Here is a 22,903-nt window from a genome sequence, read left to right as displayed (position 1 = left end):
CTAAACCATTGCCAGGACCATGCCCGGGTCCGCGAGGATCGCCCCGATGTCCGCCAGGAAGCGTGACCCCTGTTCGCCGTCGACCAGCCTGTGGTCGAAGGACAGGCTCAGGGTCATGACCTGGCGGAGGGCCACTTCATCCTGGTACTCCCAGGGCATCTTCCGCACGGCGCCCATGGCGAGGATGGCCGCTTCGCCCGGGTTGAGGATCGGCGTGCCGGCATCGATGCCGAAAACTCCGATGTTCGTGATGGAGATGGTGCCGCCGGAGAGCTCGGCCGGGCTGGTCTTGCCCGCGCGGGCGGTCTCGGTCAGCGCCGTGAGCGCCGTGGACAGCTCAGTCAGGGACAGCCGGTCGGCGTCCTTGATGTTCGGCACGGTCAGTCCCCTGGGAGTGGCCGCGGCGATGCCAAGGTTCACGTAGTTGAACTGCACGATCTCCTGGTTCGCTTCGTCCCACCGCGAATTCAGCGACGGCTGGCGGCGAAGGGCAATCAGCAATGCCTTGGCCACGAGCGTCAGCGGTGTCAGCTTGAAGCCCTCAAAAGCCCGGCTTGCCTTGAGCCGCGCCAGCAATTCCATGGTGGGTGTGACGTCAACAGTCAGGAATTCCGTGGCGTGCGGTGCCGTGAACGCACTCGACACCATCGCCGCGGCCGTCAGCTTGCGGACCCCCTTGATCGGGGTCCGCGTTTCGCGCTCCCCCGCGGTCCGGGTTTCCTCACCCGCTCCGGCCAGAGCCCGCGCAGCCGCGGGGAGGTCTCCCCCGCCAACGAAGTTCCGCACGTCGTCGCGTGTGATCAGCCCGCCCGCGCCGGTGCCGCTCACTGCCGTGAGCTCAACGCCAAGATCCTTCGCCAGCTTCCGAACCGGCGGCGTGGACCGCGGACGTTCGGCCGTGGCCCGGGTTTCTACCGGCTCAACCACCGGCGCAGCCGTAGCCCGGGTTTCGACCGGTTCAGCCACCGGCGCAGCGAACGCACGTGCGCGCCGTGCCGGACGGCCGGAACTTTCGACGACGGCGCCGTACCCAACGAGGTTGGGTTCCCGCTTGCCGGGACCGGCCGGAGCCGGGCCGCCGGTGGACGGCCCGCCGTCGTCACCTTCAACCTCGAAGGAAACGATCGGCTTACCTACTTCCACCACGGTTCCCGGCTGCTCGTGGAGGGCGGTGATCACACCGGCGAACGGCGACGGCAGTTCGACGACGGCCTTGGCCGTTTCCACTTCAGCAATGACCTGGTTCAACGCCACGGTATCGCCCACAGCCACTTTCCAGCTGAGGATTTCCGATTCCGTCAGCCCCTCGCCGAGGTCCGGGAGCCTGAATTCCTTGATCATGGCGGCGCTCATCCTTCCAGCCCGCTGAGGGAGTTGGGACGGCCCAGGGCACGGTCCACACCGTCAAGGATTCTGTCCAGACCCGGAAGATGATGCATTTCAAGTTTCGAATACGGGTACGGGACGTCGAAGCCGGTGACCCGGACCGGGGCGGCTTCGAGGTGGTAGAAGCAGCGTTCGGTGATGCTCGCGGCCACTTCGGCACCGAGCCCGCCGGACTGCCCGGCCTCGTGCGTAATCACGAGCCGTCCCGTCTTGCGCACCGAGGCCTCCAGCGTGGCGAAGTCCACCGGCGCCAGCGAGCGCAGGTCGATGACCTCAATCGAAACGCCTTCGTCCGCTGCGGCCAGGGCGGCGTCCTTCGCAGTCTTGACCAGCGGACCGTAGGCGACGAGCGTGACGTCCTTGCCTTCGGCGACCACCCGGGCCTTCTCCATGGACAGCGCAGTGGCGGGATCGATCGACTCATCGACTTCGCCCTTGTCGTGATAGCGGCGCTTCGGCTCGAAGAACAGCACGGGATCGTCGCAGGCAATGGCCTGCTGGATCATGGTGTGTGCGTCCTGCGGGTTGGAAACGCTGACCACGCGGAGGCCGGACGTGTGGGTGAAGTACGCCTCGGGCGACTCGGAGTGGTGTTCCGGGGATCCGATGCCGCCGCCAAAGGGAACGCGCACGGTGATGGGCATCTTGACGTCGCCCTGCGTGCGGTAGTGGATCTTGGCCACTTGGGACACGATCTGGTCGAACGCCGGATAGATGAACCCGTCGAACTGGATCTCCACCACTGGCCGGTAGCCGCGGTAGGCGAGGCCGACGGCGGTGCCCATGATGGCAGATTCGGCGAGCGGGGTGTCCACCACGCGGTGCTTGCCGAAGTCCTTCTGCAAACCGTCGGTCACGCGGAAGACGCCGCCGAGGGTGCCGATGTCCTCGCCCATCAGGATGACCTTGGGGTCGTTTTCGAGGGACTTTCGGAGGCCGGAGTTAATTGCCCGGGCAAAGGTCATCTGGGTCATCAGCGAGCACCTTCTTCAGAGTTGGCACCCGCGGGATCGCCGAAGGAAGCCAGGTAACGGGAGTAGTGGTCCTCCTGGCGGTCCAGCCAGGAGTTGGGGGTGCTGTAGACGTGCTTGAAGATGTCCAGCGGCTGCGGATCCGGCATGTTGATGCAACCGGCCCGCAGCTCCCGGGCAACGGCGTCGGCCTTGGCAGCCACCTGGGCCTCGAGCTGCTCCGTGAGGAGTCCCTTGCGTTCCAGCAGGCCCTTGACCCGGGCAATCGGGTCCTTGGCCGCCCAGTCTTCCAGTTCGTTGGCATCCCGGTACCGCGTGGGATCGTCGGCAGTCGTGTGCGGACCCATCCGGTATGTGACCGCTTCGATGAACGTCGGGCCGCCGCCGTGGCGGGCCCGTTCGATTGCCTCGCGGGTGGCCGCCATCACCGCAAGCACGTCGTTGCCATCAACCTGGACGCTCGGAATCCCGAACCCTGCCGCACGGTCGGCGATCCTGATGTGGGACTGCAGGCGGACCGGCTCGGAGATGGCCCAGTGGTTGTTCTGGCAAAAGAAGATCACCGGGGACTGGAAGCTGGCGGCGAAGACCATGGCCTCGTTGACGTCCCCCTCGCTGGTGGCGCCGTCGCCGAAGTACGTGACGGCCACGGAGTCTGCGCCATCATTTTGGATGCCCATGGCGTAGCCGGTGGCATGAAGGGTCTGGGCTCCGATGATGATCTGCGGAGTGGCCATGTTGACGGTGTACGGATCCCAGCCCGACGACGCATTGCCCCGCCACACCTTGAGGATGTCGGCCAGGTCCACGCCGCGGCAGTAAGCAACACCGTTCTCGCGGTAACTGGAAAACACGAAGTCATCGTCGCGGAGCGCCCTCGCGGAGCCAACCTGGGAGGCCTCCTGCCCCAGGAGCGGCGGCCACAGGCCGAGCTCCCCCTGGCGCTGGAGGGCGGTGGCTTCGGTATCGATCCGCCGGATGACCACCATGTCCTCATAAAGGGAACCTAGCTGCTCATCAGTGACCTCCCGGACCCAGGCGTCGTACTGCGGATGACTGACGCGTTCACCCCCCGGAGTGATGAGTTGGACCAGGCTCTCGCCCGTCCCGCTGTGATGTCCTGCACTGTTGTCCGGGCCACCGGCGGCGTTGCCGCCCTGACCCAACTCGTCTGTAAACACAGTTGCACGCAACCTTCATACGTCGTGTCACCGGCGCTCAGGGAACTCGTGATCCCCGTGCACGCCAGCCGCCCGGGCGCCGTTGCCCCGGATAATTGTGACGATACTCACAATGCTCATTGGGTACAACCACCATGGATAAAACTGAGCAGAATGCACTGCCCCGGTGGCATCTGTCGTGCTAATCTTGCGCATTATGCAAGCTTTGGATGGCACCGACACCCGGCTCCTTTCCGCCCTCGCCAAGGACCCGAAGCGGACGGTGGTGGCCCTGGCGCAGAAGCTTGGGCTCTCGCGCAACACCGTGCAGGCCCGGCTGGCCCAGCTGGAGAAGAAGCACGTCTTCCTGTCCTTCGAACGGCGCATCAATCCTGCGGCGCTGGGATACCCGCTGATGGCGTTCATCTCCGTCCATGTACAGCAGCAGAAGCTGGGCCAGTTGGCGGTGGACCTCGCCGGCATCCCGGAAATCCTGGAAGGCTACGGGCTGACAGGTTCCGCCGACCTCCTGCTGCGGGTGGTGGCACTGGACGCCGAGGACCTCTTCCGGATCAACGGCAAGATCCTGGCCTGTGAAGGAGTGGACCGGACGGACACCGCCCTCGCCATGGGAGAGCTGATCCCCTTCCGGGTCCAGCCGCTGCTCGAGCGGGGCCACGCCGAAGGGTGAGGTGAGGCGCCCCGGGGCCGGTGACGCGCCCGGGCTAAGGGCGCGGGGTTATAGGCTGGGTGCAGTTGAATGAATCGCGGCCGTGAACGGTCCGTGCAACCAGGCAGTGGCCAGGCCGGCTGCCGGAAAGGCTTGATCTTGAGCAATCCTCAGGAACCGTACCAGCCTGCCGAACCGGGCCCCGGCGTGGGCCGTCGGCGGCAGCAGCCACCTCCCGTCCCGCCGCGCGCCGAACCCCAACAAGGCACCCCTCAGCCAGGCGGCCCTCAACCGGAAGTCCCCGGGCAGCCGCCCCTTCCGCCGTATGAACCCTCCGGCCAGCAGCCGCCCGCTCCTCGTTACGGGACTCCGCGCTACGGAACCCCCGACTACGGGCAGCCGCAGCACGGGCAGCCGCAGTACGGACCGCCGCCGCCCACGGATCCCCTTGCCGGGCAGCCGCAATACGGAACCCCGCAGGGCGGCCATCCGCAGTACGAAGGCTCCCCGTACGGCGCTCCTGCCGTCCCCGGGCCTTACGGCGCTCCCGGCCAGCAGCCGCCGGCCAGGAACCGCAGGAAACTGTGGATCATCCTGGGCGGAGTCGTGCTCCTCGCCGTCGTGGGTGTGGCGCTGCTGCTTAACCTCGTGGGTGGCGCCACCGCGAAAGCCAAAGGGCTGGCGGACGATTTTACAAAGCTCGTCATCGCCGGGGACACCGACGCCGCCTACGACGACTTCCTCGACCCCGCCCTTCAGGACAAGCTCTCGAAGGAAGAATTCGCCGCCGGCGTCCAAAGCCTCAAGCTGGACGGTACCTGCAAACCGAGCTACAACGACCTCAAGGTCAGCACGGAAAACGGCAATAACGCTGCCGACGTCGCAGGGGTCATCAGCTGCGACGGCAAGGAAGTGGACCTGGCCTACCGCTTCGACGGCAACAAGGACATGAAGATGATCAACATCAAGCTCCGGCCCAAGGCCTGATCCCAAGGTTCAAACACAAAACAGGAGCTCCCGCAGTTTTCGCGGGAGCTCCTGTTTTTCGTGTCAACCGGCAGGGACTAGTGGTCCACGGCCTTCTCGGCGCCTACGCCGGTCAGGGAACGTACTTCCATTTCGGCCTGCTTGGTGGTGTCTTCCAGCTTCTTGTCCAGCACCGAACCGAGCCAGCCCAGGAAGAACGCGAGCGGGATGGAGACGATGCCGGGGTTGCTCAGCGGGAAGATCGCGAAGTTGGCACCCGGGATCATGGACGTCTTGGCACCCGAGACCACCGGCGACAGGGCAATCAGGATGATCGCCGAGCCCAGCCCGCCGTACATGCTCCAGATTGCGCCCTGGGTGGTGAACTTACGCCAGAACAGCGAGTACACGATGGTAGGCAGGTTGGCCGATGCGGCTACCGCGAAGGCGAGCGCGACAAGGAACGCCACGTTCTGGCCGTTGGCGAAGATGCCGCCCGCAATAGCCAGAAGCCCGATGACCACCACGGTGCGCCGCGCCACCTTGACCTCGGTGTCGGCGTCGGCCTTCCCCTTGGCGATAACGCTGGCGTAGATGTCGTGGGCGAACGATGCCGCCGCGGTGATGGTAAGTCCGGCGACGACGGCCAGGATGGTGGCGAAGGCCACCGCGGAGATGAAGCCGAGCAGCAGCGGCCCGCCGAGGTGGAACGCCAGCAGCGGTGCGGCCGAGTTTACGCCGCCCGGGGCACTCTTGATGGTGTCCGCGCCGACCAGTGCCGCGGCGCCGTACCCCAGGACCAGGGTGAACAGGTAGAACAGGCCGATCAGCCAGATGGACCAGACCACGGACTTGCGGGCTTCCTTGGCGGTGGGAACCGTGTAGAAGCGCATCAGCACGTGGGGCAGGGCCGCGGTGCCGAGCACGAGCGCCAGGCCCAGGGACATGAAGTCAAGCTTGGAGGTCTCGGTCTTGCCATACTGCAGGCCCGGGTTGAGCATGTTCGGGTTGCCTGAGGTTTCCACCGCCCCGCCCAGAAGGTCGGAGAGGTTGAAGCCGTAGATGGCGAGGACCCAGAAGGTCATCACGGCGGCGCCGGCAATCAGCAGCATGGCCTTGATGATCTGCACCCAGGTGGTGCCCTTCATGCCGCCGATCAGTACGTACATGATCATCAGGGCGCCGACGACGATGATCACCAGGGCCTGTCCGCCCCAGTCGCTGATGCCGAGGAGCAAGGAGATCAGGCTGCCGGCTCCGGCCATCTGCGCCAGCAGGTAGAAGAAGCAGACCGCAAGGGTGGAGATGGCTGCCGCGATGCGCACCGGGCGCTGCTTGAGTCGGAAGGAGAGCACATCGGCCATGGTGAACTTGCCGGTGTTGCGGAGCAGTTCGGCGACGAGGAGCAGGGCGACCAGCCAGGCGACCAGGAAGCCGATGGAGTACATGAAGCCGTCGTAGCCGTTGATGGCGATGGCGCCGGTGATCCCCAGAAACGAGGCCGCCGAGAGGTAGTCGCCGGCGATGGCGGTGCCGTTCTGCGGACCAGTGAAGGAGCGTCCGGCGGCGTAGTAGTCTGCCGCCGTCTTGTTGTTGCGGCTGGCCTTGATCACGATGACCATGGTTATGGCCACGAACAGGCCGAAGATGCCCATGTTCAGCAGGGTGGTGTCCTTGAGATCCGCAACGTTTACTGCGGGAACCATAAGCGTCATTTCGTTACCCCGCTGATTTTGTTGCCTTCCTTGTCGAACTCGTGGCCTTCGATTTCGTGGCGGATTTCGGCCGCAATGGGATCGAGCCGCCGGTTGGAGTAGCTCACGTACCAGCCGGTGATGGCGAACGTGGAAACGAACTGCAGCAGGCCCAGGATCAGCCCGATGTTGATGTTGCCCCAGACTTTCGTGGACATGAAGCCGACCGCGTAGTCGGCCAGGAGGACGTATGCGAAATACCAGAGCAGGAACGCAACGGCCATCGGAAAGACAAAGCTGCGGTGACGCTTGCGCAGTTCCTGGAACTGCTTGGTCGACTGGACTTGCTTGAAGTCCACGGACGCCGCTGCGTCCGGAGTTGGGGCATCGTTACCCATCATTCCTCCTCATTGAGACTTGCCGTCCACACCTGCTGCCCCTGCCTCCCAAAGACAGTCCCAGCCAATGTGACTGCAATCACTGTGCCCCGTGATGGTGCTTACATTCCAGAGAAGCCCGCAGGGCCGTCGCTCAGCGGTCCTGATGCTGCGCTCAACGGTCCCTCAAGCAAGGTCCGAAGGGCTCCGGGCAGCGGCCCGGCGAGTGCCGCGATACGCTGGGCCCATGCCGGACTCCCCGTTGTTCACCGCCGCCGCGATCGCCGTGATCGCCATGGCGATCGCCGTCGTCGTCGGCGTGGGCCTCAAAGTCCTGCGGTCCTTCCGTGAGCTCGGCACGGACGCGGAACGGGCCACCTACAAGACCCTGCACGCGGCTTCCCGGGCCGGCCAGCACCTGCGTACCGGGCTGAACCCTGCAGGCGCGGCGAAAGCGAGCCGGCAGCTTCGCACCATCCTGGGCTGCGATGCCCTGGCCATCACCGACACCTCGGGGGTGCTCGCCTGGGACGGCGCCGCCGAAGAGCTGAAACCATCCCTGATGGGACTCGCCGCCAAGGTGCTCGACGGCGGCCACACGGCCGTGATCCCGGCAGGCGAGCTGCAGATGCTCGCCGGCGACACCGCCTCCGGCCCGATCACGCCCGACGTCGAACGTGCAGTGGTCATTGCCCCGATCAAGGCCGGCGCGCGCGTGGTGGGCGTTGTGGCGGCCTTTGCGCCGTCCGCGGGGGCCGGCCTGGTCAGGGCCACGGGCGAAGTGGCCGACTGGGTGGCGGCCCAGGTCGAACTCGCCGAGCTCGACGCCTCACGCACCCTCCTGATGGAGGCCGAGGTCCGCGCCCTCCGCGCCCAGATCAGCCCGCACTTTATCTACAACTCCCTCAACGCCATCGCGTCGTTCATCAACACCGACCCCGTCCGGGCCAGGGAACTGGTGGTGGAATTTGCCGACTTCACCCGCTACTCCTTTCGCCGCCACGGGGACTTCACCACCCTTGCCGAAGAGCTCCGCTGCATCGACCGCTACCTGCTCCTGGAACGCGCGCGGTTCGGCGACCGCGTCCAGGTGAGCCTGCGGATCGCACCCGAGGTGCTGAGCACGGTGATCCCGTTCCTGAGCCTGCAGCCCCTGGTCGAAAACGCTGTCCGGCACGGCCTGGAGGCCAAGGAAGGTCCGGGCCACATCACCATTGCTGCGAACGATTCCGGTGCCTTCGCGGAGGTAACCATCGAGGACGACGGCGTGGGGATGGATCCCGAACAGCTGCGGTCCATGCTGGCCGGGCACAGCGACGGGGACCATGTGGGGCTGCGGAACGTGGACGCCCGGCTCCGGCAGGTCTACGGCGAGGACAACGGCCTGGTCATCGAGACGGCACCCGGCGAGGGAACACTGATCACCATGCGCGTTCCCAAGTCACAGCCAAGCCACGACGCGTGAGCGGGCTGGTGTCCTTCGAACATGGTCCTGACGCGGGCATGGGCGTCTCGGGGCTAACCTAGAACCATGATTAACGTCCTCGTCGCCGACGACGAGCTGCCTGCCGTCGAGGAACTGGCATTCCTGCTGGGCCGGGACGACCGGATCGGAGCCATCCACCGGGCATCGTCCGGGGCCGAGGCACTCCGGGTCCTGGACGCCGAGACGGTGGACGCGGTGTTTTTGGACATCCACATGCCCGCCTTGTCCGGCTTGGACATTGCCCGCGCTATTTCCCGGAGCAGCAATCCCCCGGCCGTCGTCTTCGTGACGGCGGATGAGGAGTGCGCGCTTGAAGCCTTCGAACTCGCCGCCGTCGACTACTTGCTGAAACCCGTACGGGCCGAGCGCCTGGCAAGGTCCGTGGGCCGCATCAGCGAACTCATGAAAGACGGCGGAGCACCGCCGGAGATGATCACGGTGGACCTCGGCGGCACCACGCGGATGATCCGGCGCGACGACGTCACGTACGTCCAGGCCCAGGGCGACTACGCCCGGCTGCACACGGCGGAAGCCAGCTATCTCATCCGCGTCCCGCTGGCCGATCTGGAGCAGCAGTGGGCAGAGGCCGGCTTCCTCCGCACGCACCGGTCCTACCTCATTGCGCTCAATCACGTAAGCCACATGAAGCTTGCCGCAGCGCGGCCTACAGTCACGGTGGCAGGAGCCGAACTGCCGATCAGCCGCCGCCACCTGCCGTCGGTCCGGGAGAAACTGGAAACCACCCGGATCCGGCCGCAGGCATGACCCGCGTCAAGGTAACGGCGCCCAGGTCCGAGGCCAAGCCGGTGATGGATTCGCGTGTGGCCGCCGAGGAATCCGATGTGGGCCAGGTGTTCGTCCGGTCCCTGATCCGCTCCCAGCTGCGCCTGTCCCTCGTGGTGGCCGCCGGCTTCCTACTGATCCTGCTGGCGTTTCCCCTCATGCTGGGACTAGTTCCCGGGCTTGCCGAAGCGAAGATCGCGGGCCTGCCCTTCGGCTGGCTCCTTCTCGGAGCCGGGATATATCCGGTGATCGGGCTGAGCGCGTGGCTTTTCATCCGGACGGCAACCCGCAACGAGGCCCGATACCGGGACCTGGCGGAGGACAGGTGACGCGGCAGTGAACCCGGTGGTCGGCATCGCGGCGTTTGTTGCCGTTTCCGTGGCCACCGCCGTCGTCGGGTTCTATGGATTGCGGATTTCACGCACCACCGGCGACTTCTACGTGGCATCGCGGACGGTCCGGCCATGGTGGAATGCTTCGGCGATCGGCGGCGAATACCTCTCTGCCGCGAGTTTCCTGGGCGTGGCCGGCCTGGTCCTCCTCTCCGGCACGGACGCACTCTGGTTTCCCATCGGCTACACCGCGGGTTACCTGATGCTGCTGCTCTTTGTTGCCGCTCCCCTCCGCCGCTCCGGGGCCTACACGATTCCGGATTTCACCGAAGTGCGGCTGGATTCACGGGCAGTCCGCCGGGTCACCAGCTTGGTGGTCGTGGTGGTGGGCTGGCTGTACATCGTGCCGCAACTACACGGCGCAGCCCTGACAATCCGCATCACCACCGGGCTTCCGTCCTGGGTGGGATCCGTAGCGGTAGTCATAGTGGTGTGCCTGACGGTGGTGGCCGGCGGGATGCGCTCCATCACTTTTGTGCAGGCGTTCCAGTACTGGCTGAAGCTCACGGCCCTGGCGGTGCCCATTGTGTTCATCGCCCTCGTGCTGGCGGGCAACGGGACACCGGCCCTGGCCGAAGCCAACACGAACCCCACCGGGCTGGCTCCCACCGGGCCCTACCAGAACATCTCGCTGCTGGTGGCGCTGCTCTTTGGCACGCTGGGGCTGCCGCACGTCCTGGTGCGGTTCTACACCAACCCTGACGGACAGTCGGCCCGCCGCACCACCCTGATCGTGCTGGGGCTGCTCTCCGTGTTCTATCTCTTTCCCACCGCCTACGGACTGCTCGGGCGAATGTTCGCCCCGGGCCTGGCCCAGGGCGGCCGGTCCGATGCGCTGGTCCTGCTCCTGCCCGGGCGGCTGATCGGCGGCCCGGCCGGGGACATGCTCTCAGCACTCGTGGTGGCGGGAGCGTTCGCGGCCTTCCTGTCCACCACCTCAGGGCTGGTGGTCTCGCTCGCAGGCGTCATCAGCCAGGACGTCCTGGGCGGGAGCGTCCGCGGCTTCCGCCTGGCCGCGCTGATTTCGGCGACTGTTCCGCTGGGCTTCGCGTTTATGACCGATTCACTGGCCCTGGCGGGCAGCGTGGGCCTCGTGTTCGCGTTCACGGCCTCAACCATCTGCCCCGCCCTGCTGCTGGGGATCTGGTGGCGCGGCCTCACGGACGCCGGAGCCATCGCCGGGATGGTGACTGGCGGCGTCCTGTGCGGCGGCGCCCTGGTTGCAGGCGCCCTGTCCGGTCCGGCCGCCTCCGGCGCCGCGATGCCGCAGTGGCTGGCACAACCGGCAGCCTGGACGGTCCCGGCGGCGTTCGCCGTGATGGTCCTGGTCTCCCGTGCCACCAAGGGGCGCGTGCCGAGGACGCTCACGAAAGTGATGACCAGGCTGCACACGCCGGAACGCCCGCTGGCCACTGAACGGCAGGGAGCCTCCGACCGCTAGAACCGAAAGGACTACAGGACCGCCAGCAGCGCTACGGCCGCCACGGACCGCCGGTCACAAACCGGCCGCAAAACGGTCAGTCGATGGCTGCCATAAGCTCGACCACGCGGTCCAGGAAGGCGTCCACCTGGGTTTCTTCGTAACCGTCCTTGCCCTTGGCCTGCCGGAAGACCGCGCGGCGGACATTATCGACGCTGAGCGGCTGGTCCGCCTCGAGGTAGCCGATGAGGTCGTGGCACAGGTTGTCCACGTCCACGGTGTTGTAACTCCGGCCCCGGCTGCCTGCGGGCCGGCGGAACCGCTCACCGTCGCGACGGTGCAGCCTTCCCCGCAGCAGACCGGACAGCTTGCCGATTTCACGGAGCCAGGCTTCCTCGCCGCGGGCCGCGATGAGCTCATCCCGCTCCCGCCGTGCGAATGCGTCCTCCAGGCGGTCCAGGGCCGCGTCGACGCCGGCCGCGGCGTAGCCGCCCTTGACAGGATCGAAGCAGACGGCGCGGACGTCGGCGCTCTTGACATCCCGTCCTGCTGCTCCCGCATTCTCGAACGAAACCCGCGCCCGCTGGAGGAACTCGTCCACTTGCTTGGCGTTGTAGCCGTATTCATTCCGCTGCACGCGGTCAAATGACGCAGGTATCTGCCGTTGAATGTCCACTGTCACTTTGCTTCCTTCAGTGCTGTTCAGCTGTTTTGCTCCGCACCAGTCTAAGGTGCGGATCTGTTGCCGGGCAGGAGGCCTCAGGCTCCCGAAACAGCTGTGAACAGGATAAACGCTGCCGGCGAGGCGAAGACGATTGAGTCCAGGCGGTCCATCACACCGCCGTGGCCGGGCAGGATGCTGCTCATGTCCTTGATACCGAGTTCCCGTTTGACCATGGATTCGGAGAGGTCGCCGATGGTGGCCGCGGCCACCATGCCCACGGCCAGCACCACACCGACCCACCAGGGCTTGTCCAGCAGGAAAATGCAGGCCAGGACACCCACGGCAATGGCGCCGGCGATGGATCCGGCGAACCCTTCCCACGACTTCTTGGGGCTGATCTTGGGCGCCATGGGGTGCTTCCCGAAGGACGCCCCGACAAGATAGCCGAAGGTGTCGTTGGAAACGACCAGCAGGAGCATGGTGGCGATCTGCCACGCGCCGGCCGGAATCACGCCGCCCGGCCACAGGCCCACCGGCGTCACGCTTCCCACCCCGTGCAGCGGCAGGATCGCGAAGCTGATGAAGAACGGCACCCAGGCCAGCGTAAAGACGCCGGCAAAGATGCTGCGGGCTGATCCGGCGGCACTCTCAATGGTCCGCCACAACAGCACCGCCACACTGCTGGCCAGCAGCGCAAACAGCAGGCTCTCCAGTCCGCCGAAGTAGGCAGCCAGCGGCATACCCACCGTGCCCACCATCACCGGAACGATGGGCAGGCGGGTTCCGCTTACTTCAAGGGCACGGAAGATCTCCCAGACGCCGAACACCGCGAAGGTGGTGGTGACCAGCACAAATCCGAGCGGCAGGAACAGGAGACCCCCCAATACGGCGAAAAGCATTGCAAGACCCACCACGGTGGCGGCCGGAAGATTCCTGCCGGCCTTGGGCGTTGGGTTGGAGCGCTGCTTCCCCCGGGCCCGGACCCTGGGTCCGGGCGCCTGCTGTGCCTGATCCATCAGACCTCGAGCAGCTCGGCTTCCTTGCGCTTGAGCAGGTCGTCGATGCCGTCAACGTGCGATTTGGTCATGGCGTCGAGTTCCTTCTCGCCGCGCGCGCCCTCGTCCTCGCCCGCTTCGCCGTCCTTGACCAGCTTGTCCAGGGTTTCCTTCGCCTTGCGGCGGATGTTCCGGATGGACACCTTGGCGTCCTCGCCCTTTGCCTTGACTATCTTGACGTATTCCTTGCGGCGTTCCTTGGTCAGCTCAGGAATGGTGATCCGGATGACGTTGCCGTCGTTGGACGGGTTTGCGCCCACCTCGGAGTCGCTGAGGGCCCGCTCGATGTCGCGCAGGGCCGTCTTGTCGAAGGGGGTGATCAGGATGGTCCGCGCGTCGGGAACGGCGAACGATGCCAGCTGCTGCAGCGGGGTGGGTGAACCGTAGTAGTCCACCAGCACCCGGTTGTAGAGTCCTGGCGTAGCGCGGCCGGTCCGGATCGAGGCGAAGTCTTCCTTGGCTACCTCGACTGCCTTGTCCATCTTGTCCCCGGCTTCGAGCAAGGTCTCTTCGATCACGGTCTCTCCTCAGAAATTGGTCCATTCCGGCTGGCCGGAATGCACGGTTCGTTCCGTCTTTGCGGCCCGCCCTGCGGGCCGGCCTTCCTCAAATCATCCTAGCTGTTACTAGGGGGTGACTACGGTGCCCAGCTGCTCTCCGCGGATCGCCCGGGTCACGTTGCCTTCGCCTTCCATGCCGAACACCACCATGGTGAGGTTGTTGTCCTTGCACATGGTCATGGCGGTCTGATCCATCACGCGGATGTCACGGCGCAGTGCGTCATCGTAGCTAAGGCGGTCCAGTTTCTCGGCGCCCGGATCCTTCTTGGGGTCGGCGGTGTAGACGCCGTCCACTCCGCTTTTTGCCATCAGGACGACGTCGGCATGCACTTCCAGCGCACGCTGGGCAGCCACGGTGTCGGTGGAAAAGTAGGGCAGTCCGGCACCTGCGCCGAAAATCACGACGCGGCCCTTTTCCATGTGGCGGATGGCGCGGCGCGGGATATATGCCTCAGCCACCTGGCCCATGGTGATGGCGCTCTGCACGCGGGTCTCGACGCCGGCCTGTTCCAGGAAGTCCTGGAGGGCCAGGCAGTTCATCACGGTACCCAGCATGCCCATATAGTCGGCGCGCGACCGGTCCATGCCGCTCTGGGACAGTTCGGCGCCGCGGAAGAAGTTACCGCCGCCCACAACGATGGCCACCTCGACGTCGGGTACTGCTGCGGCGATCTGCTTGGCGACTCCGCGGACGGTGTCCGGGTCCACGCCCAGCTTTCCGCCGCCGAAGACCTCGCCGGAGAGTTTCAGGAGGACGCGACGCCGGCTCTTCTCTGACTGGACAGAATTGTTGACGGTTTCCATGGTGCCTTCCCGTAAATGAGCTCTGAGCTAGGTTATCGTGCCGGATGGCCAAAGGTGTCATTCCCCCCGGCCATAGGTGCAGCCCTTAAGGCAGCGGTTGCATGCAAAAGGGGCGGCCACCGAAGTGACCACCCCTTTGCGTGTCTAACTAGGAACCGACGCGGAAACGCGTGAAAGCGGTGCCCTTGACGCCGGCCTCTTCGAGGACCTGCGCGACAGACTTCTTGGCATCCTTGGCGAATGCCTGGTCGAGGAGGACCTCGCCCTTGTAGAAGCCCGTGACACGGCCTTCCACAATCTTGGTCATTGCAGCCTCGGGCTTGCCTTCAGCCTTGGCCGTCTCCTCGGCGATGCGACGCTCGGACTCGACGAGCTCGGCCGGAACATCCTCGCGGGAGAGGTAGTTCGGGGACATCGCGGCGACGTGCACGGCGACGTCGTGGGCTGCGGTGGCAGCGGCTTCGCCTTCACCGTCGACAGCGAACAGGACGCCGACCTGGGCCGGGAGGTCCTTGGAGGTCTTGTGCAGGTAAGCGTCGACCGTTGCGCCCTCGATACGGGAGATGCGACGGACAACAACCTTTTCGCCCAGAACGGCGCCTTCTTCAACGACGACCTCGGACAGCGGCTTGCCGTCAACCTCGGTGGCCAGCAGGGTCTCGAGGTCGGCAGCGCCGGACTCGACTGCAACGGCCAGGACCTTGTCGGCGAGCTGGATGAACTTGTCAGCCTTCGCAACGAAGTCGGTCTCGCAGTTGACTTCGATCATCACGCCGACGCCGCCGTCGACCTTGGCAGCAACCAGGCCTTCTGCGGTGGAGCGGCCTTCACGCTTGGTAGCGCCCTTCAGGCCCTTGATGCGGATGATCTCGATGGCCTTTTCGGCGTCACCGTTGGCTTCGTCAAGAGCCTTCTTGACATCCATCATGCCGGCGCCAGTGCGCTCACGCAGAGCCTTGATATCAGCGGCAGTGTAGTTCGCCATGTGAACCCCTCTGTCTAGAAATTTTGTGTGGTGTACGGACTGACAGGACGGCAGCTCACCGAGTGAGCGGCCATCCTGTCAGCAGTTCCGGCGCTGCTGGCAGCACCGGGAATCCGGATTTATTTGTCTTACTTGTCCGCGTCGGCGGCGGGAGCCTCGGCAGCGGCCGGGGCTTCCTCGGCAGCCGGAGCGGCAGCTTCTTCAGCTGCCGGAGCAGCAGCTTCTGCGGCGGCCGGAGCGGCAGCCTCTTCAGCCTTGCTGCCTTCGAGGAGCTCGCGCTCCCACTCGGCCAGCGGCTCTTCCGGTGCTTCCGTGGTGCCGGTTGCACGCTGGTTGCGGGCGATCAGGCCCTCAGCAACGGCGTCGGCAACAACGCGGGTCAGCAGGTTGACGGAGCGGATGGCGTCATCGTTGCCCGGGATCGGGAAGTCGACTTCGTCCGGATCGCAGTTGGTGTCCAGGATGGCAACAACCGGGATGTTCAGCTTCTTGGCCTCGTCAACGGCGAGGTGTTCCTTCTTGGTGTCCACGATCCAGAGCACGGACGGTGCCTTGGTCAGGTTGCGGATACCGCCAAGGTTGGTTTCCAGCTTGGTGAGTTCACGGCGAAGGAGCAGCAGTTCCTTCTTGGTGTAAGCGGAACCGGCGACGTCGTCGAAGTCGATCTCTTCGAGTTCCTTCATGCGCTGGATACGCTTGGAGACCGTCTGGAAGTTGGTCAGCATACCGCCAAGCCAACGCTGGTTGACGTACGGCTGGCCAACGCGGGTAGCCTGCTCGGCGATGGATTCCTGAGCCTGCTTCTTGGTGCCGACGAAGAGAACGGTGCCGCCGTGTGCAACGGTGGCCTTCACGAACTCGTAGGCACGGTCGATGTAGGACAGTGACTGCTGCAGGTCAATGATGTAGATGCCGTTGCGCTCCGTGAAGATGAATCGCTTCATCTTCGGGTTCCAACGACGGGTCTGGTGTCCAAAGTGGACGCCGCTGTCAAGCAGCTGGCGCATAGTTACGACGGGCATGCCGACGCTCCTTCCGGCAGGTCATTCATGAGAGAGCCCATGGCTCTCTTACCCTGCCAATAGTTGACGGTTGAATAGCTTCGCCCAGGCGGGCGCTGCTCCTGGCATCCACTGCGCTTCCCATCCGTTCCATATGGCACGGACCGCAGGAGGCACAGTCCTTCGCACGGGAAGTTTTCGGCTTCTTGTGAGGAGGGCTGGATACGCGTAGTCAGCCACTGCTCCCCCACACCTCTGAATGAGACGTGCTGACTAGAACTGCCGGAAGGACCAAGCGACCAATAGGTGGCATGAACCGCCGGCCGGGCATCGTTGAGGGCACAGCAAACTGCTCCGTCAAGTGTACTACAGCGGCCCCACTGAATCAGACCATTTCCGGGGGCGCCGCGTTGTCCACATAGCGACGGAAACCCCTTCCTGCCGCAGTGTCGGGATAACAGGCTGGAGTCATGAAATTCCGAGCCATCCCGGCCGCCGTCCTGCTCGCCGTTTCCGCCATCGCGCCCTCCGCCGGCGCGGCGGGCACACCCGGCGCAGCCGCCTCATCTGCCGCAGCCGCCGCCCCCGGCAGCTGGGACTGGCCCCTGGCGCCCAGGCCGGCGGTACTCCGCGCGTTCGACCCCCCGGACAAGCCGTGGATGAGCGGGCACCGCGGGGTGGACCTGCAGGCAGCGGCCGACGGCGGCCCGGTCACCGCTCCGGAGTCCGGAACCGTCAGCTTCGCGGGCATCGTAGTGGACAGGCCCGTGATCACCATCGATCACGGCAACGGCCTGCGCAGCAGTTTCGAGCCCGTCGAAAGCAGCCTGGCGACCGGCGCCGCCGTGTCGAAAGGGGACGTCGTCGGGAGGGTGGTGCAGGGACACTGTGCGTCGCTGCCGTGCCTTCACTGGGGCGTGCGGCGGGGCGAGGAGTACATCAATCCACTCTCCCTGGTGACAGACCTGCGGCCCTCCATCCTGCTTCCCGTTGGTGGACGGGGCTCAGGATGAAGGGCCGCGACGGACCAGCGGCGGGCGGCCGCGCGATCGGCCACCAGCGCCGGCTACACGATTGCCGAAATCCCCGTGATCGCGCGCCCCGTCACCAGCGTGTTGATCTCATGCGTGCCCTCGTAGGAGTAGATCGCTTCGGCGTCGGAGAAGATCTTGGCCATCTCGAAGTCCGTGACAATGCCGTTGCCGCCGAGGAGGCTGCGGCCGATGGCCACGCTTTCGCGCATTCGCGCCGTAGTGAAGGCCTTGGCCAAGGCCGACTGCTCATCCCTCGCCTCGCCGGCGTCTTCAAGCTGGGAGAGGCGGACCATCATGCCCATGGAACTGACGGCGTTGCCAAGGATCTGCACGAGCTGGTTCTGGACCAGCTGGAACGATGCGATCGGGCGGCCGAACTGGCTGCGCTCAACGGCGTATCGCCGGGCGACGTCGAAGGCCGCGAGCTGCTGGCCGACCGCCTGCCAGGCTACGGCGAGGCGGGTCACCTTCAGGACCTTGTTGGTGTCGCGGAAGCTGTTGGCGTTGGCAAGCTTGAAGAAGTCCGGCACGACGACGTTTTCGAGCGTGATGTCGGCGTTCTGGACGGTGCGCAGCGAGATCTTGTTTTCAATCTTGGTGGCGCTGTAGCCCTCGGTCTTGGTGTCGACGAGGAAGCCCTTGACCTGGTTGTCCGCGAGGTCGCGGGCGTAGATGACCACCCAGTCAGAGAACGTGGCATTGCCGATCCAGCGCTTGGCGCCGTTGAGGATCCAGCTGTCGCCCTCGCGGCGCGCGGTGGTGCGCGTGCCGCCGGCAACATCGGAACCGCCCAGCGGTTCGGTCAGGCCGAAGGCTCCGATCTTCTTCAGCGAGTAGATGTCCGGCAGCCAGGCTTCCTGCTGTTCCTGCGAAGCGAGGGTCTCGATGGAGCCGGTGAAGAGACCGTCGTGCACACCCAGGAAGGTGGCGATGGAGGTGTCCGCGCGCGTGGCCTCTGCGTGAAGGATACCCGCGAAGAGGTTGGAGTAGCCCTGGCGCCGGACGGGGCTGACGAGGTCGATCTCGGCCAGCTTGGGGATCAGGTCCATCGGGAACTCGGCCCGGTTCCAGCAGTCGACGGCGATCGGCTTGACCTCGCGGGCCAGGAACTCCCGGACTTCGGCCAGCCGGTCCTGCTCCTTGCCGCTGAGCAACTGCTCGAACGCGAAGAAGTCGCCGTCGGCGTACGGCAGGTTGTTGATGTCGATTGCAGCTTTGGACATGTTGTTCCTTCACGGGTGATCAGCAGCGACCACAGGCGCGGACGTCGCGCCGGCGATTAAGTTACTCACGAGTAACATACCGCAGGCCGAGGTGCCGGGCAAGCGCTGCCGGGTCAGGACGCCAAACAAAAAGAGCCGTGGACGATGTCTGAACATCGTCCACGGCTCCGCGGTACTGGTGCTGTCGGCACAGAGTCCCTGCTCCGGCAGTGCCGGCGGCTGGACCTTTTCGTAGGGCTACTCGGACTTGAACCGAGGACCTTAGGATTATGAGTCCCGCGCTCTAACCAGCTGAGCTATAGCCCCGTGCGCCCCGCGGACTGGCGGCTCCGCGGGGAGCCTCCGCAGTTCCGGGGCAAAAACACTCTAGCAATAGTAGCGGCCTGATTTGCGCACCTGCACTCCGGCGACCGGCGGCGCACCGGGATGACGCATCCGGGGACTACACCACTTTGTCGTCGTAGGTGGCGCCGCGGTAGAGGTCCTCAAACGTCTGAAGGGTTCCTTGGATGCTGTGCGGCTCAACCATGCAGCGGCTGGCCTTGCCCATTGCCGCAAGATCCTCGGCGGGGAGCTCCAGCACCCTGGTGATCTTGGCGGCGAGGTCGTCGCTGTCGTTTGGCGTGAAGAGGTAGCCGTTCTCACCGTCTCGCACCAGGTGCGGCAGCGCCATGGCGTCCGCCAACAGCACCGGTGTTGATGCGGACATGGCCTCCAGCGTGACCAGGGACTGGAGCTCGGCTGTTCCCGGCATGCAGAACAGGTCTGCCTTGATGTATGCCTCGCGCAGTTCGGCGTCGCTGGCCAGGCCCAGGAACTTCACCCGCGATTCCAGTCCGAGCCGTGCCACCTGGGCTTCCAGGGCGGCGCGGACCTCGCCTCCGCCGACGATCTCCAGGTGGACGTTCAACTCAGCGGGAGTCTTCGCCACGGCATCGATCAGGACGTTGACGTGCTTCTCCTCCGCAAGGCGGCCCGCGAACAGCACGGTGGGGTGCGGGTGGCGCTCCATCACCTCGCCCTCCCGGAGTTCATAAGCGGCCGAGTCTATGCCGTTGGAGAGCGGCAGGACCTTGCGCAGGAAGGCGTGCTGGTGCATGGCCTTGGCGGCCAGCGGCGTTGGCGTGGTGACGACGTCGGCCCGGCCCATGACCTTGCCCATGTCCTTCCAGGAGATGCGTCCCACGATGTCTTTGAACCACTGCGGAAACGGCAGGAAGGGGTTCAGGTTCTCCGGCATGAAGTGGTTGGTGGCCACGATCCGAACTCCGCGCCGCTCGGCTTCGTAGAGCACGTGCTCACCGATCATGTAGTGGCTCTGGATGTGCACGACGTCCGGCTTGACGCGGTCAAACAGGAGGCTGATCTCCTTCTTGATCTCCCAGGGAAACGTGATGCGGAAGTACTCGTGCGTCGGCACTGAGTGCGAGCGGATCCGGTGCACGGTACCCTCCGCGCGGAACTCGGTGAAGCTCTTGCCCTTGTCCGGCCGGCACGCGAGCACGTGGACGTCGTGTCCCCGTGCCGTCATGCCCTTGGCCAGGCGGTATCCGAATTGTGCGGCTCCGTTGACGTGGGGCGGGTAGGTGTCCGCAGCAATCAGGATGGTGAGTGGTTGCTGGCTGTCGGGCATGGTCACGTGGAGAGCTCCTGGTGGTCACGGTGCGGTCAGCGGTGGCTGTGGCGGCCGGCTGGCCCTCGGCGCAGTAGCGCCGGGACTTCTGGTGAAGTCTGGGTATTACCCGCCCTATGACACCCGCCCTGCGGCCTTGCGCGCGTCCTTCTTGCGCTTGGTCACTTCGGGATGGTGCCGCGAGAGGGCGATTACCCCCACGATAGCAAGCGAAGCGGCCGCCCCCATGGCAATCGCCAGCACGGCGTGGACATCGGGGCGGAGTTCTCCGAGGATGGCAATGCCGATGGCGATCCCGACAATGGGGTCGATGACGGTCAGCCCGGCGATGACAAGATCCGGCGGCCCGCCGGAGTACGCCGACTGGACAAACCATGAACCCAGCCCGCCCGCTGCGGCGATCGCCACCACCGAATACCACTGCACGTTGAGCAGGGCCAGCCCGTTCGGGTCGAGCAGGTGCTTGCCGATGATGCGGGTCAGCACCGCCACGAAACCGAATAGCACTCCGGCCCCGAGGATGTAGATGAAGGCGCTCATCCGGTGCTTGAACACCAGCGCCAGCGTGCCGAAGAGGCCCACCGCAAGGGTGAGCAGAAGCACAATGGTGAGTTCGTCGTCGAAACTTACATGATGGTTTTCCTGGGTCACGTTCACCGCCAGCAGGACGAAGATGGCCGAGCCGGTGACGCACGCCGAGATGGCCACCACGGTGGCCCGGTTGATGCTCAGACCCTGGTCTTTGGCATTGACGATAGTGGTGATCACCAGGGCGATGGCCCCGATTGGCTGCACCACCGTCAGCGGCGCCGACACGAGGGCGACGGCGTTCATCGCCATGCCTGCGCACAGCAGCAACAGACCGAACACCCACCGCGGATTGCGGATCAGCCGCAGGAGGCCGTGCGAACTGAGCGCAAGGCCGCCGGTGTCCGCCTTGACGGCGCTGCCCTGGCGCTGCGCGCCGATGGCCAGGCAAAACGCGCCCAGCACCGCCAGGAAGACGGCGAGCCACACCATCAGCCGCGTCCGCCGTCGTTCGAGAGCTTGAGCCGGCCCTTACGGATGATGGCCCGGAAATAGTTGTAACCGGCCACCCAGTGGCCGAGCAGTCCCAGGCCGAGGAAGATCCAGGCCGCCACGAAGTAGACGTCCGTCAGCGGGATGGGAAGCTTGGCAAGCACCAGCAACGGGGTGCCCACGAGGAGGAGCGCTGTGCGGATCTTTCCGATCCGGCTGACCGGGAGGTCGGGGTGGCTGTGGAAGTAGTACAGCGAAACGGCCATCAGGATGGCGTCCGGAACCACCAGGGCAGTCAGGTACCACCATTCCACGACGCCGGCGATCACCAGGGTGACGGCCACGGCAATGAGCGCCATACGGTCGGCGATCGGATCCATGATCCGGCCCAGCCTGGATGTCTGGTTGAAGCGGCGGGCGATGTACCCGTCCACCCAGTCCGTGCTGCCCATGACCACCAGCACAATCGTGGCGAGGGCATACTCCTTTTGCCCCAGGACCAGCCAGATGAAGAGGGGCACACCCATGAAGCGGACGACCGTCAGGATGTTGGGGATGGTGAAGACGGCGTCACTGTCTACGTGCCGCTGGCCCGGACGCGCACCTGCGTTAATGAACTTCATCCCCCACCTCCTTCCCTTCCGCTACGGCTACCTGGGTAGTGCCGGTAAGTCCTAGCCCTTGAGGAGCTTGCGGAGGAGGACGACGAGGACGGCGGCCGACGCGACCAGGGCGGCCAGCGGCTTCCATCGGGTTCCAACCGGGCTCTCGCCGGCGCGGTTCAGGAGGCTGGAGGCAGAGCGGCTGAGGGATTCAGCCTGGTGGCCCGCGCGTTCCTTGCCGGCCTTCAGCTGCGCTTCGGCGGCACCCAGCAGGAGCTGGGCCTGCGTCTTGACGTCAAGCTCCTCGCCGAGCTCGTCGCGGACGCCCGTGAGGTGCCGGCGGCGCTTGTCCAGGCGGCTCTTCAGTTCAGCTTCCGTGGGGGCGGGACCAAGGTCCGGCTTTGCCGCTTCCTTGGCTTGTTTCTCCGCCTTCTCCTTGGCTGCCTTCGCTTCCTTGGCGGCCTTGGCAGCCTTGGCCTCTTCGGAGCTCGGATCAAGTACGGCCGGGTTGAACTCCGAGCCTTCCTTGACGATGCCGAGATCGTGTTTGAGTCCGCGGATCGTGTCCTCGGGCACCAGCGGCATGGCCTTCTTGAATTTACGCATGCCGATCAGGCCGCCGATGAGGGCGATGACCAGGAACACGGCGCACACCAGGAGGGCTGCCAGCCAGGCGGGCATGATGGTGGCGAGCCCCATGATGGCGGCCACGATGAGTCCGGTGACGAGGAAGGCGAGGAACACCACCGCGACGGCGAAGAACGCTGCAGCCACCCCGACCTGGATGCCCTTGCGCTTGATCTCGATCTTCGCGAGGGCGATTTCGTCGTTGAGCTGGCGTGGTGCCAGCTTGGCAACTAGCCTCAGAGTTTTGGGCAGCGCCGCAATACTCAGTCCGCCTGTTGCCCGGCCGCTGTGTCGTCCGCTCATCGATCCCGCCTAACTGGTTCCATCTTTGATTCGGATTCCGGTGGATTCCGGGGGCCTGCGCGGCTTCACACACTCCCCGTTGTCAAA

At 65.4% G+C, this 22,903-nt stretch carries 23 protein-coding genes and 1 tRNA gene; 7 read left to right on the top strand and 17 right to left on the bottom strand.

The features are described from left to right. Genes ACSQ1X_RS07090 through pdhA form a run of 3 tightly spaced genes read right to left on the bottom strand, consistent with a single transcriptional unit; the run spans position 1 to position 3,538 of the window. Positions 1-1,353, bottom strand: a complete 1,353-nt coding sequence (locus ACSQ1X_RS07090) for a dihydrolipoamide acetyltransferase family protein (RefSeq protein WP_436057170.1) — start codon at positions 1,351-1,353, stop codon at positions 1-3. Beyond that, positions 1,350-2,360: an alpha-ketoacid dehydrogenase subunit beta gene (locus ACSQ1X_RS07085; protein ID WP_055798549.1), complete on the bottom strand. Its 1,011-nt coding sequence runs from the start codon at positions 2,358-2,360 to the stop codon at positions 1,350-1,352. Before ACSQ1X_RS07085 ends, ACSQ1X_RS07090 begins: the two co-directional genes overlap by 4 nt. Then, positions 2,360-3,538, bottom strand: a complete 1,179-nt coding sequence (pdhA, locus tag ACSQ1X_RS07080) for a pyruvate dehydrogenase (acetyl-transferring) E1 component subunit alpha (protein ID WP_055798552.1) — start codon at positions 3,536-3,538, stop codon at positions 2,360-2,362. The genes ACSQ1X_RS07085 and pdhA overlap by 1 nt, the downstream gene beginning before the upstream one ends. A 196-nt stretch (positions 3,539-3,734) precedes the next feature. Here pdhA and ACSQ1X_RS07075 point away from each other — a divergent pair, with 196 nt between their 5' ends. Then, a complete protein-coding gene (locus tag ACSQ1X_RS07075; protein ID WP_055798555.1) occupies positions 3,735-4,208 on the top strand; it encodes an Lrp/AsnC family transcriptional regulator in 474 nt (157 codons plus the stop codon). Positions 4,209-4,346: 138 nt separating this feature from the next. Then, the gene (locus ACSQ1X_RS07070; protein WP_436057169.1) at positions 4,347-5,174 is read left to right on the top strand and encodes a hypothetical protein; all 828 of its coding nucleotides are present in this window, start codon (positions 4,347-4,349) and stop codon (positions 5,172-5,174) included. 77 nt (positions 5,175-5,251) lie between these two features. On the opposite strand, the gene ACSQ1X_RS07065 is transcribed toward ACSQ1X_RS07070, so the two are convergent. Then, complete coding sequence (locus tag ACSQ1X_RS07065; RefSeq protein WP_055798558.1) at positions 5,252-6,868, bottom strand: solute symporter family protein; 1,617 nt, start codon at positions 6,866-6,868, stop codon at positions 5,252-5,254. Beyond that, positions 6,865-7,245, bottom strand: coding sequence for a DUF485 domain-containing protein (locus ACSQ1X_RS07060; protein ID WP_028272139.1), 381 nt, complete (start codon positions 7,243-7,245; stop codon positions 6,865-6,867). Before ACSQ1X_RS07060 ends, ACSQ1X_RS07065 begins: the two co-directional genes overlap by 4 nt. Positions 7,246-7,471: 226 nt before the next feature. On the opposite strand from ACSQ1X_RS07060, the gene ACSQ1X_RS07055 reads away from it, so the two are divergent. The 4 genes from ACSQ1X_RS07055 to ACSQ1X_RS07040 all read left to right on the top strand — a co-directional run bounded on the left by ACSQ1X_RS07055 (position 7,472) and on the right by ACSQ1X_RS07040 (position 11,326). Next, positions 7,472-8,689 carry a sensor histidine kinase gene (locus ACSQ1X_RS07055; protein WP_436057168.1) on the top strand — a complete coding sequence of 406 codons (1,218 nt, stop codon included), beginning with the start codon at positions 7,472-7,474 and terminating at the stop codon, positions 8,687-8,689. Between the two features lie 66 nt (positions 8,690-8,755). After that, entirely contained in the window at positions 8,756-9,475 is a 720-nt protein-coding gene (locus ACSQ1X_RS07050) for a LytR/AlgR family response regulator transcription factor (protein ID WP_055798566.1), read from the top strand. Next, positions 9,472-9,822: a hypothetical protein gene (locus ACSQ1X_RS07045; RefSeq protein ID WP_055798567.1), complete on the top strand. Its 351-nt coding sequence runs from the start codon at positions 9,472-9,474 to the stop codon at positions 9,820-9,822. Before ACSQ1X_RS07050 ends, ACSQ1X_RS07045 begins: the two co-directional genes overlap by 4 nt. Positions 9,823-9,829: 7 nt before the next feature. Further along, positions 9,830-11,326, top strand: coding sequence for a sodium/solute symporter (locus ACSQ1X_RS07040; protein ID WP_055798570.1), 1,497 nt, complete (start codon positions 9,830-9,832; stop codon positions 11,324-11,326). Positions 11,327-11,402: 76 nt separating this feature from the next. Here ACSQ1X_RS07040 and ACSQ1X_RS07035 read toward each other — a convergent pair whose 3' ends face one another. The 6 genes from ACSQ1X_RS07035 to rpsB form a co-directional block, all read right to left on the bottom strand. Continuing rightward, on the bottom strand, positions 11,403-11,987 hold the full coding sequence (locus ACSQ1X_RS07035) for a DivIVA domain-containing protein (RefSeq protein WP_436057167.1): 585 nt from the start codon (positions 11,985-11,987) through the stop codon (positions 11,403-11,405). A gap of 77 nt (positions 11,988-12,064) precedes the next feature. After that, the gene (locus ACSQ1X_RS07030) at positions 12,065-12,985 is read right to left on the bottom strand and encodes a phosphatidate cytidylyltransferase (RefSeq protein WP_028272133.1); all 921 of its coding nucleotides are present in this window, start codon (positions 12,983-12,985) and stop codon (positions 12,065-12,067) included. Then, complete coding sequence (gene frr / locus ACSQ1X_RS07025; RefSeq protein ID WP_028272132.1) at positions 12,985-13,542, bottom strand: ribosome recycling factor; 558 nt, start codon at positions 13,540-13,542, stop codon at positions 12,985-12,987. The genes ACSQ1X_RS07030 and frr overlap by 1 nt, the downstream gene beginning before the upstream one ends. A gap of 108 nt (positions 13,543-13,650) precedes the next feature. Further along, the gene (pyrH, locus tag ACSQ1X_RS07020) at positions 13,651-14,388 is read right to left on the bottom strand and encodes a UMP kinase (RefSeq protein WP_028272131.1); all 738 of its coding nucleotides are present in this window, start codon (positions 14,386-14,388) and stop codon (positions 13,651-13,653) included. A 148-nt stretch (positions 14,389-14,536) separates the two neighbouring features. Then, a complete protein-coding gene (tsf, locus tag ACSQ1X_RS07015) occupies positions 14,537-15,373 on the bottom strand; it encodes a translation elongation factor Ts (protein ID WP_055798576.1) in 837 nt (278 codons plus the stop codon). Positions 15,374-15,501: 128 nt separating this feature from the next. Beyond that, on the bottom strand, positions 15,502-16,395 hold the full coding sequence (gene rpsB, locus ACSQ1X_RS07010) for a 30S ribosomal protein S2 (RefSeq protein WP_436057166.1): 894 nt from the start codon (positions 16,393-16,395) through the stop codon (positions 15,502-15,504). 449 nt (positions 16,396-16,844) lie between these two features. Here rpsB and ACSQ1X_RS07005 point away from each other — a divergent pair, with 449 nt between their 5' ends. Continuing rightward, positions 16,845-17,387 carry a M23 family metallopeptidase gene (locus ACSQ1X_RS07005; RefSeq protein ID WP_436057165.1) on the top strand — a complete coding sequence of 181 codons (543 nt, stop codon included), beginning with the start codon at positions 16,845-16,847 and terminating at the stop codon, positions 17,385-17,387. A gap of 53 nt (positions 17,388-17,440) precedes the next feature. On the opposite strand, the gene ACSQ1X_RS07000 is transcribed toward ACSQ1X_RS07005, so the two are convergent. From ACSQ1X_RS07000 to ACSQ1X_RS06975, 6 genes are all read right to left on the bottom strand, one after another. Next, positions 17,441-18,631 carry an acyl-CoA dehydrogenase family protein gene (locus ACSQ1X_RS07000; RefSeq protein WP_436057164.1) on the bottom strand — a complete coding sequence of 397 codons (1,191 nt, stop codon included), beginning with the start codon at positions 18,629-18,631 and terminating at the stop codon, positions 17,441-17,443. 232 nt (positions 18,632-18,863) lie between these two features. Next, a tRNA-Ile gene (locus ACSQ1X_RS06995) sits at positions 18,864-18,937 on the bottom strand. Between the two features lie 136 nt (positions 18,938-19,073). Further along, positions 19,074-20,270: a glycosyltransferase gene (locus ACSQ1X_RS06990; RefSeq protein WP_055798587.1), complete on the bottom strand. Its 1,197-nt coding sequence runs from the start codon at positions 20,268-20,270 to the stop codon at positions 19,074-19,076. Positions 20,271-20,378: 108 nt separating this feature from the next. Beyond that, the gene (locus ACSQ1X_RS06985) at positions 20,379-21,284 is read right to left on the bottom strand and encodes a DMT family transporter (protein ID WP_436057163.1); all 906 of its coding nucleotides are present in this window, start codon (positions 21,282-21,284) and stop codon (positions 20,379-20,381) included. Then, complete coding sequence (locus tag ACSQ1X_RS06980; RefSeq protein WP_436057162.1) at positions 21,284-21,907, bottom strand: CDP-alcohol phosphatidyltransferase family protein; 624 nt, start codon at positions 21,905-21,907, stop codon at positions 21,284-21,286. Before ACSQ1X_RS06980 ends, ACSQ1X_RS06985 begins: the two co-directional genes overlap by 1 nt. 51 nt (positions 21,908-21,958) lie before the next feature. Continuing rightward, complete coding sequence (locus ACSQ1X_RS06975; protein WP_436057161.1) at positions 21,959-22,816, bottom strand: phage holin family protein; 858 nt, start codon at positions 22,814-22,816, stop codon at positions 21,959-21,961. Positions 22,817-22,903 lie beyond the last annotated feature (87 nt).

The sequence above is a fragment of the Arthrobacter sp. LjRoot78 genome (assembly GCF_964254335.1).
Lineage (GTDB): Bacteria > Actinomycetota > Actinomycetes > Actinomycetales > Micrococcaceae > Arthrobacter.
Note: the sequence above shows the minus strand (reverse complement) of the source record. Positions and strands in the feature narration are given on the sequence as shown.

Bases quoted from the DNA above. Each gene is read 5' to 3' on its own strand.
- ACSQ1X_RS07090 (WP_436057170.1), bottom strand. From the start codon at position 1,353: ATGAGCGCCGCCATGATCAAGGAATTCAGGCTCCCGGACCTCGGCGAG.
- ACSQ1X_RS07085 (WP_055798549.1), bottom strand. From the start codon at position 2,360: ATGACCCAGATGACCTTTGCCCGGGCAATTAACTCCGGCCTCCGAAAG.
- ACSQ1X_RS07075 (WP_055798555.1), top strand. From the start codon at position 3,735: ATGCAAGCTTTGGATGGCACCGACACCCGGCTCCTTTCCGCCCTCGCC.
- ACSQ1X_RS07065 (WP_055798558.1), bottom strand. From the start codon at position 6,868: ATGACGCTTATGGTTCCCGCAGTAAACGTTGCGGATCTCAAGGACACC.
- ACSQ1X_RS07060 (WP_028272139.1), bottom strand. From the start codon at position 7,245: ATGGGTAACGATGCCCCAACTCCGGACGCAGCGGCGTCCGTGGACTTC.
- ACSQ1X_RS07055 (WP_436057168.1), top strand. From the start codon at position 7,472: ATGCCGGACTCCCCGTTGTTCACCGCCGCCGCGATCGCCGTGATCGCC.
- ACSQ1X_RS07050 (WP_055798566.1), top strand. From the start codon at position 8,756: ATGATTAACGTCCTCGTCGCCGACGACGAGCTGCCTGCCGTCGAGGAA.
- ACSQ1X_RS07045 (WP_055798567.1), top strand. From the start codon at position 9,472: ATGACCCGCGTCAAGGTAACGGCGCCCAGGTCCGAGGCCAAGCCGGTG.
- ACSQ1X_RS07030 (WP_028272133.1), bottom strand. From the start codon at position 12,985: ATGGATCAGGCACAGCAGGCGCCCGGACCCAGGGTCCGGGCCCGGGGG.
- pyrH (WP_028272131.1), bottom strand. From the start codon at position 14,388: ATGGAAACCGTCAACAATTCTGTCCAGTCAGAGAAGAGCCGGCGTCGC.
- tsf (WP_055798576.1), bottom strand. From the start codon at position 15,373: ATGGCGAACTACACTGCCGCTGATATCAAGGCTCTGCGTGAGCGCACT.
- rpsB (WP_436057166.1), bottom strand. From the start codon at position 16,395: ATGCCCGTCGTAACTATGCGCCAGCTGCTTGACAGCGGCGTCCACTTT.
- ACSQ1X_RS07005 (WP_436057165.1), top strand. From the start codon at position 16,845: ATGAAATTCCGAGCCATCCCGGCCGCCGTCCTGCTCGCCGTTTCCGCC.
- ACSQ1X_RS07000 (WP_436057164.1), bottom strand. From the start codon at position 18,631: ATGTCCAAAGCTGCAATCGACATCAACAACCTGCCGTACGCCGACGGC.
- ACSQ1X_RS06985 (WP_436057163.1), bottom strand. From the start codon at position 21,284: ATGGTGTGGCTCGCCGTCTTCCTGGCGGTGCTGGGCGCGTTTTGCCTG.
- ACSQ1X_RS06980 (WP_436057162.1), bottom strand. From the start codon at position 21,907: ATGAAGTTCATTAACGCAGGTGCGCGTCCGGGCCAGCGGCACGTAGAC.
- ACSQ1X_RS06975 (WP_436057161.1), bottom strand. From the start codon at position 22,816: ATGAGCGGACGACACAGCGGCCGGGCAACAGGCGGACTGAGTATTGCG.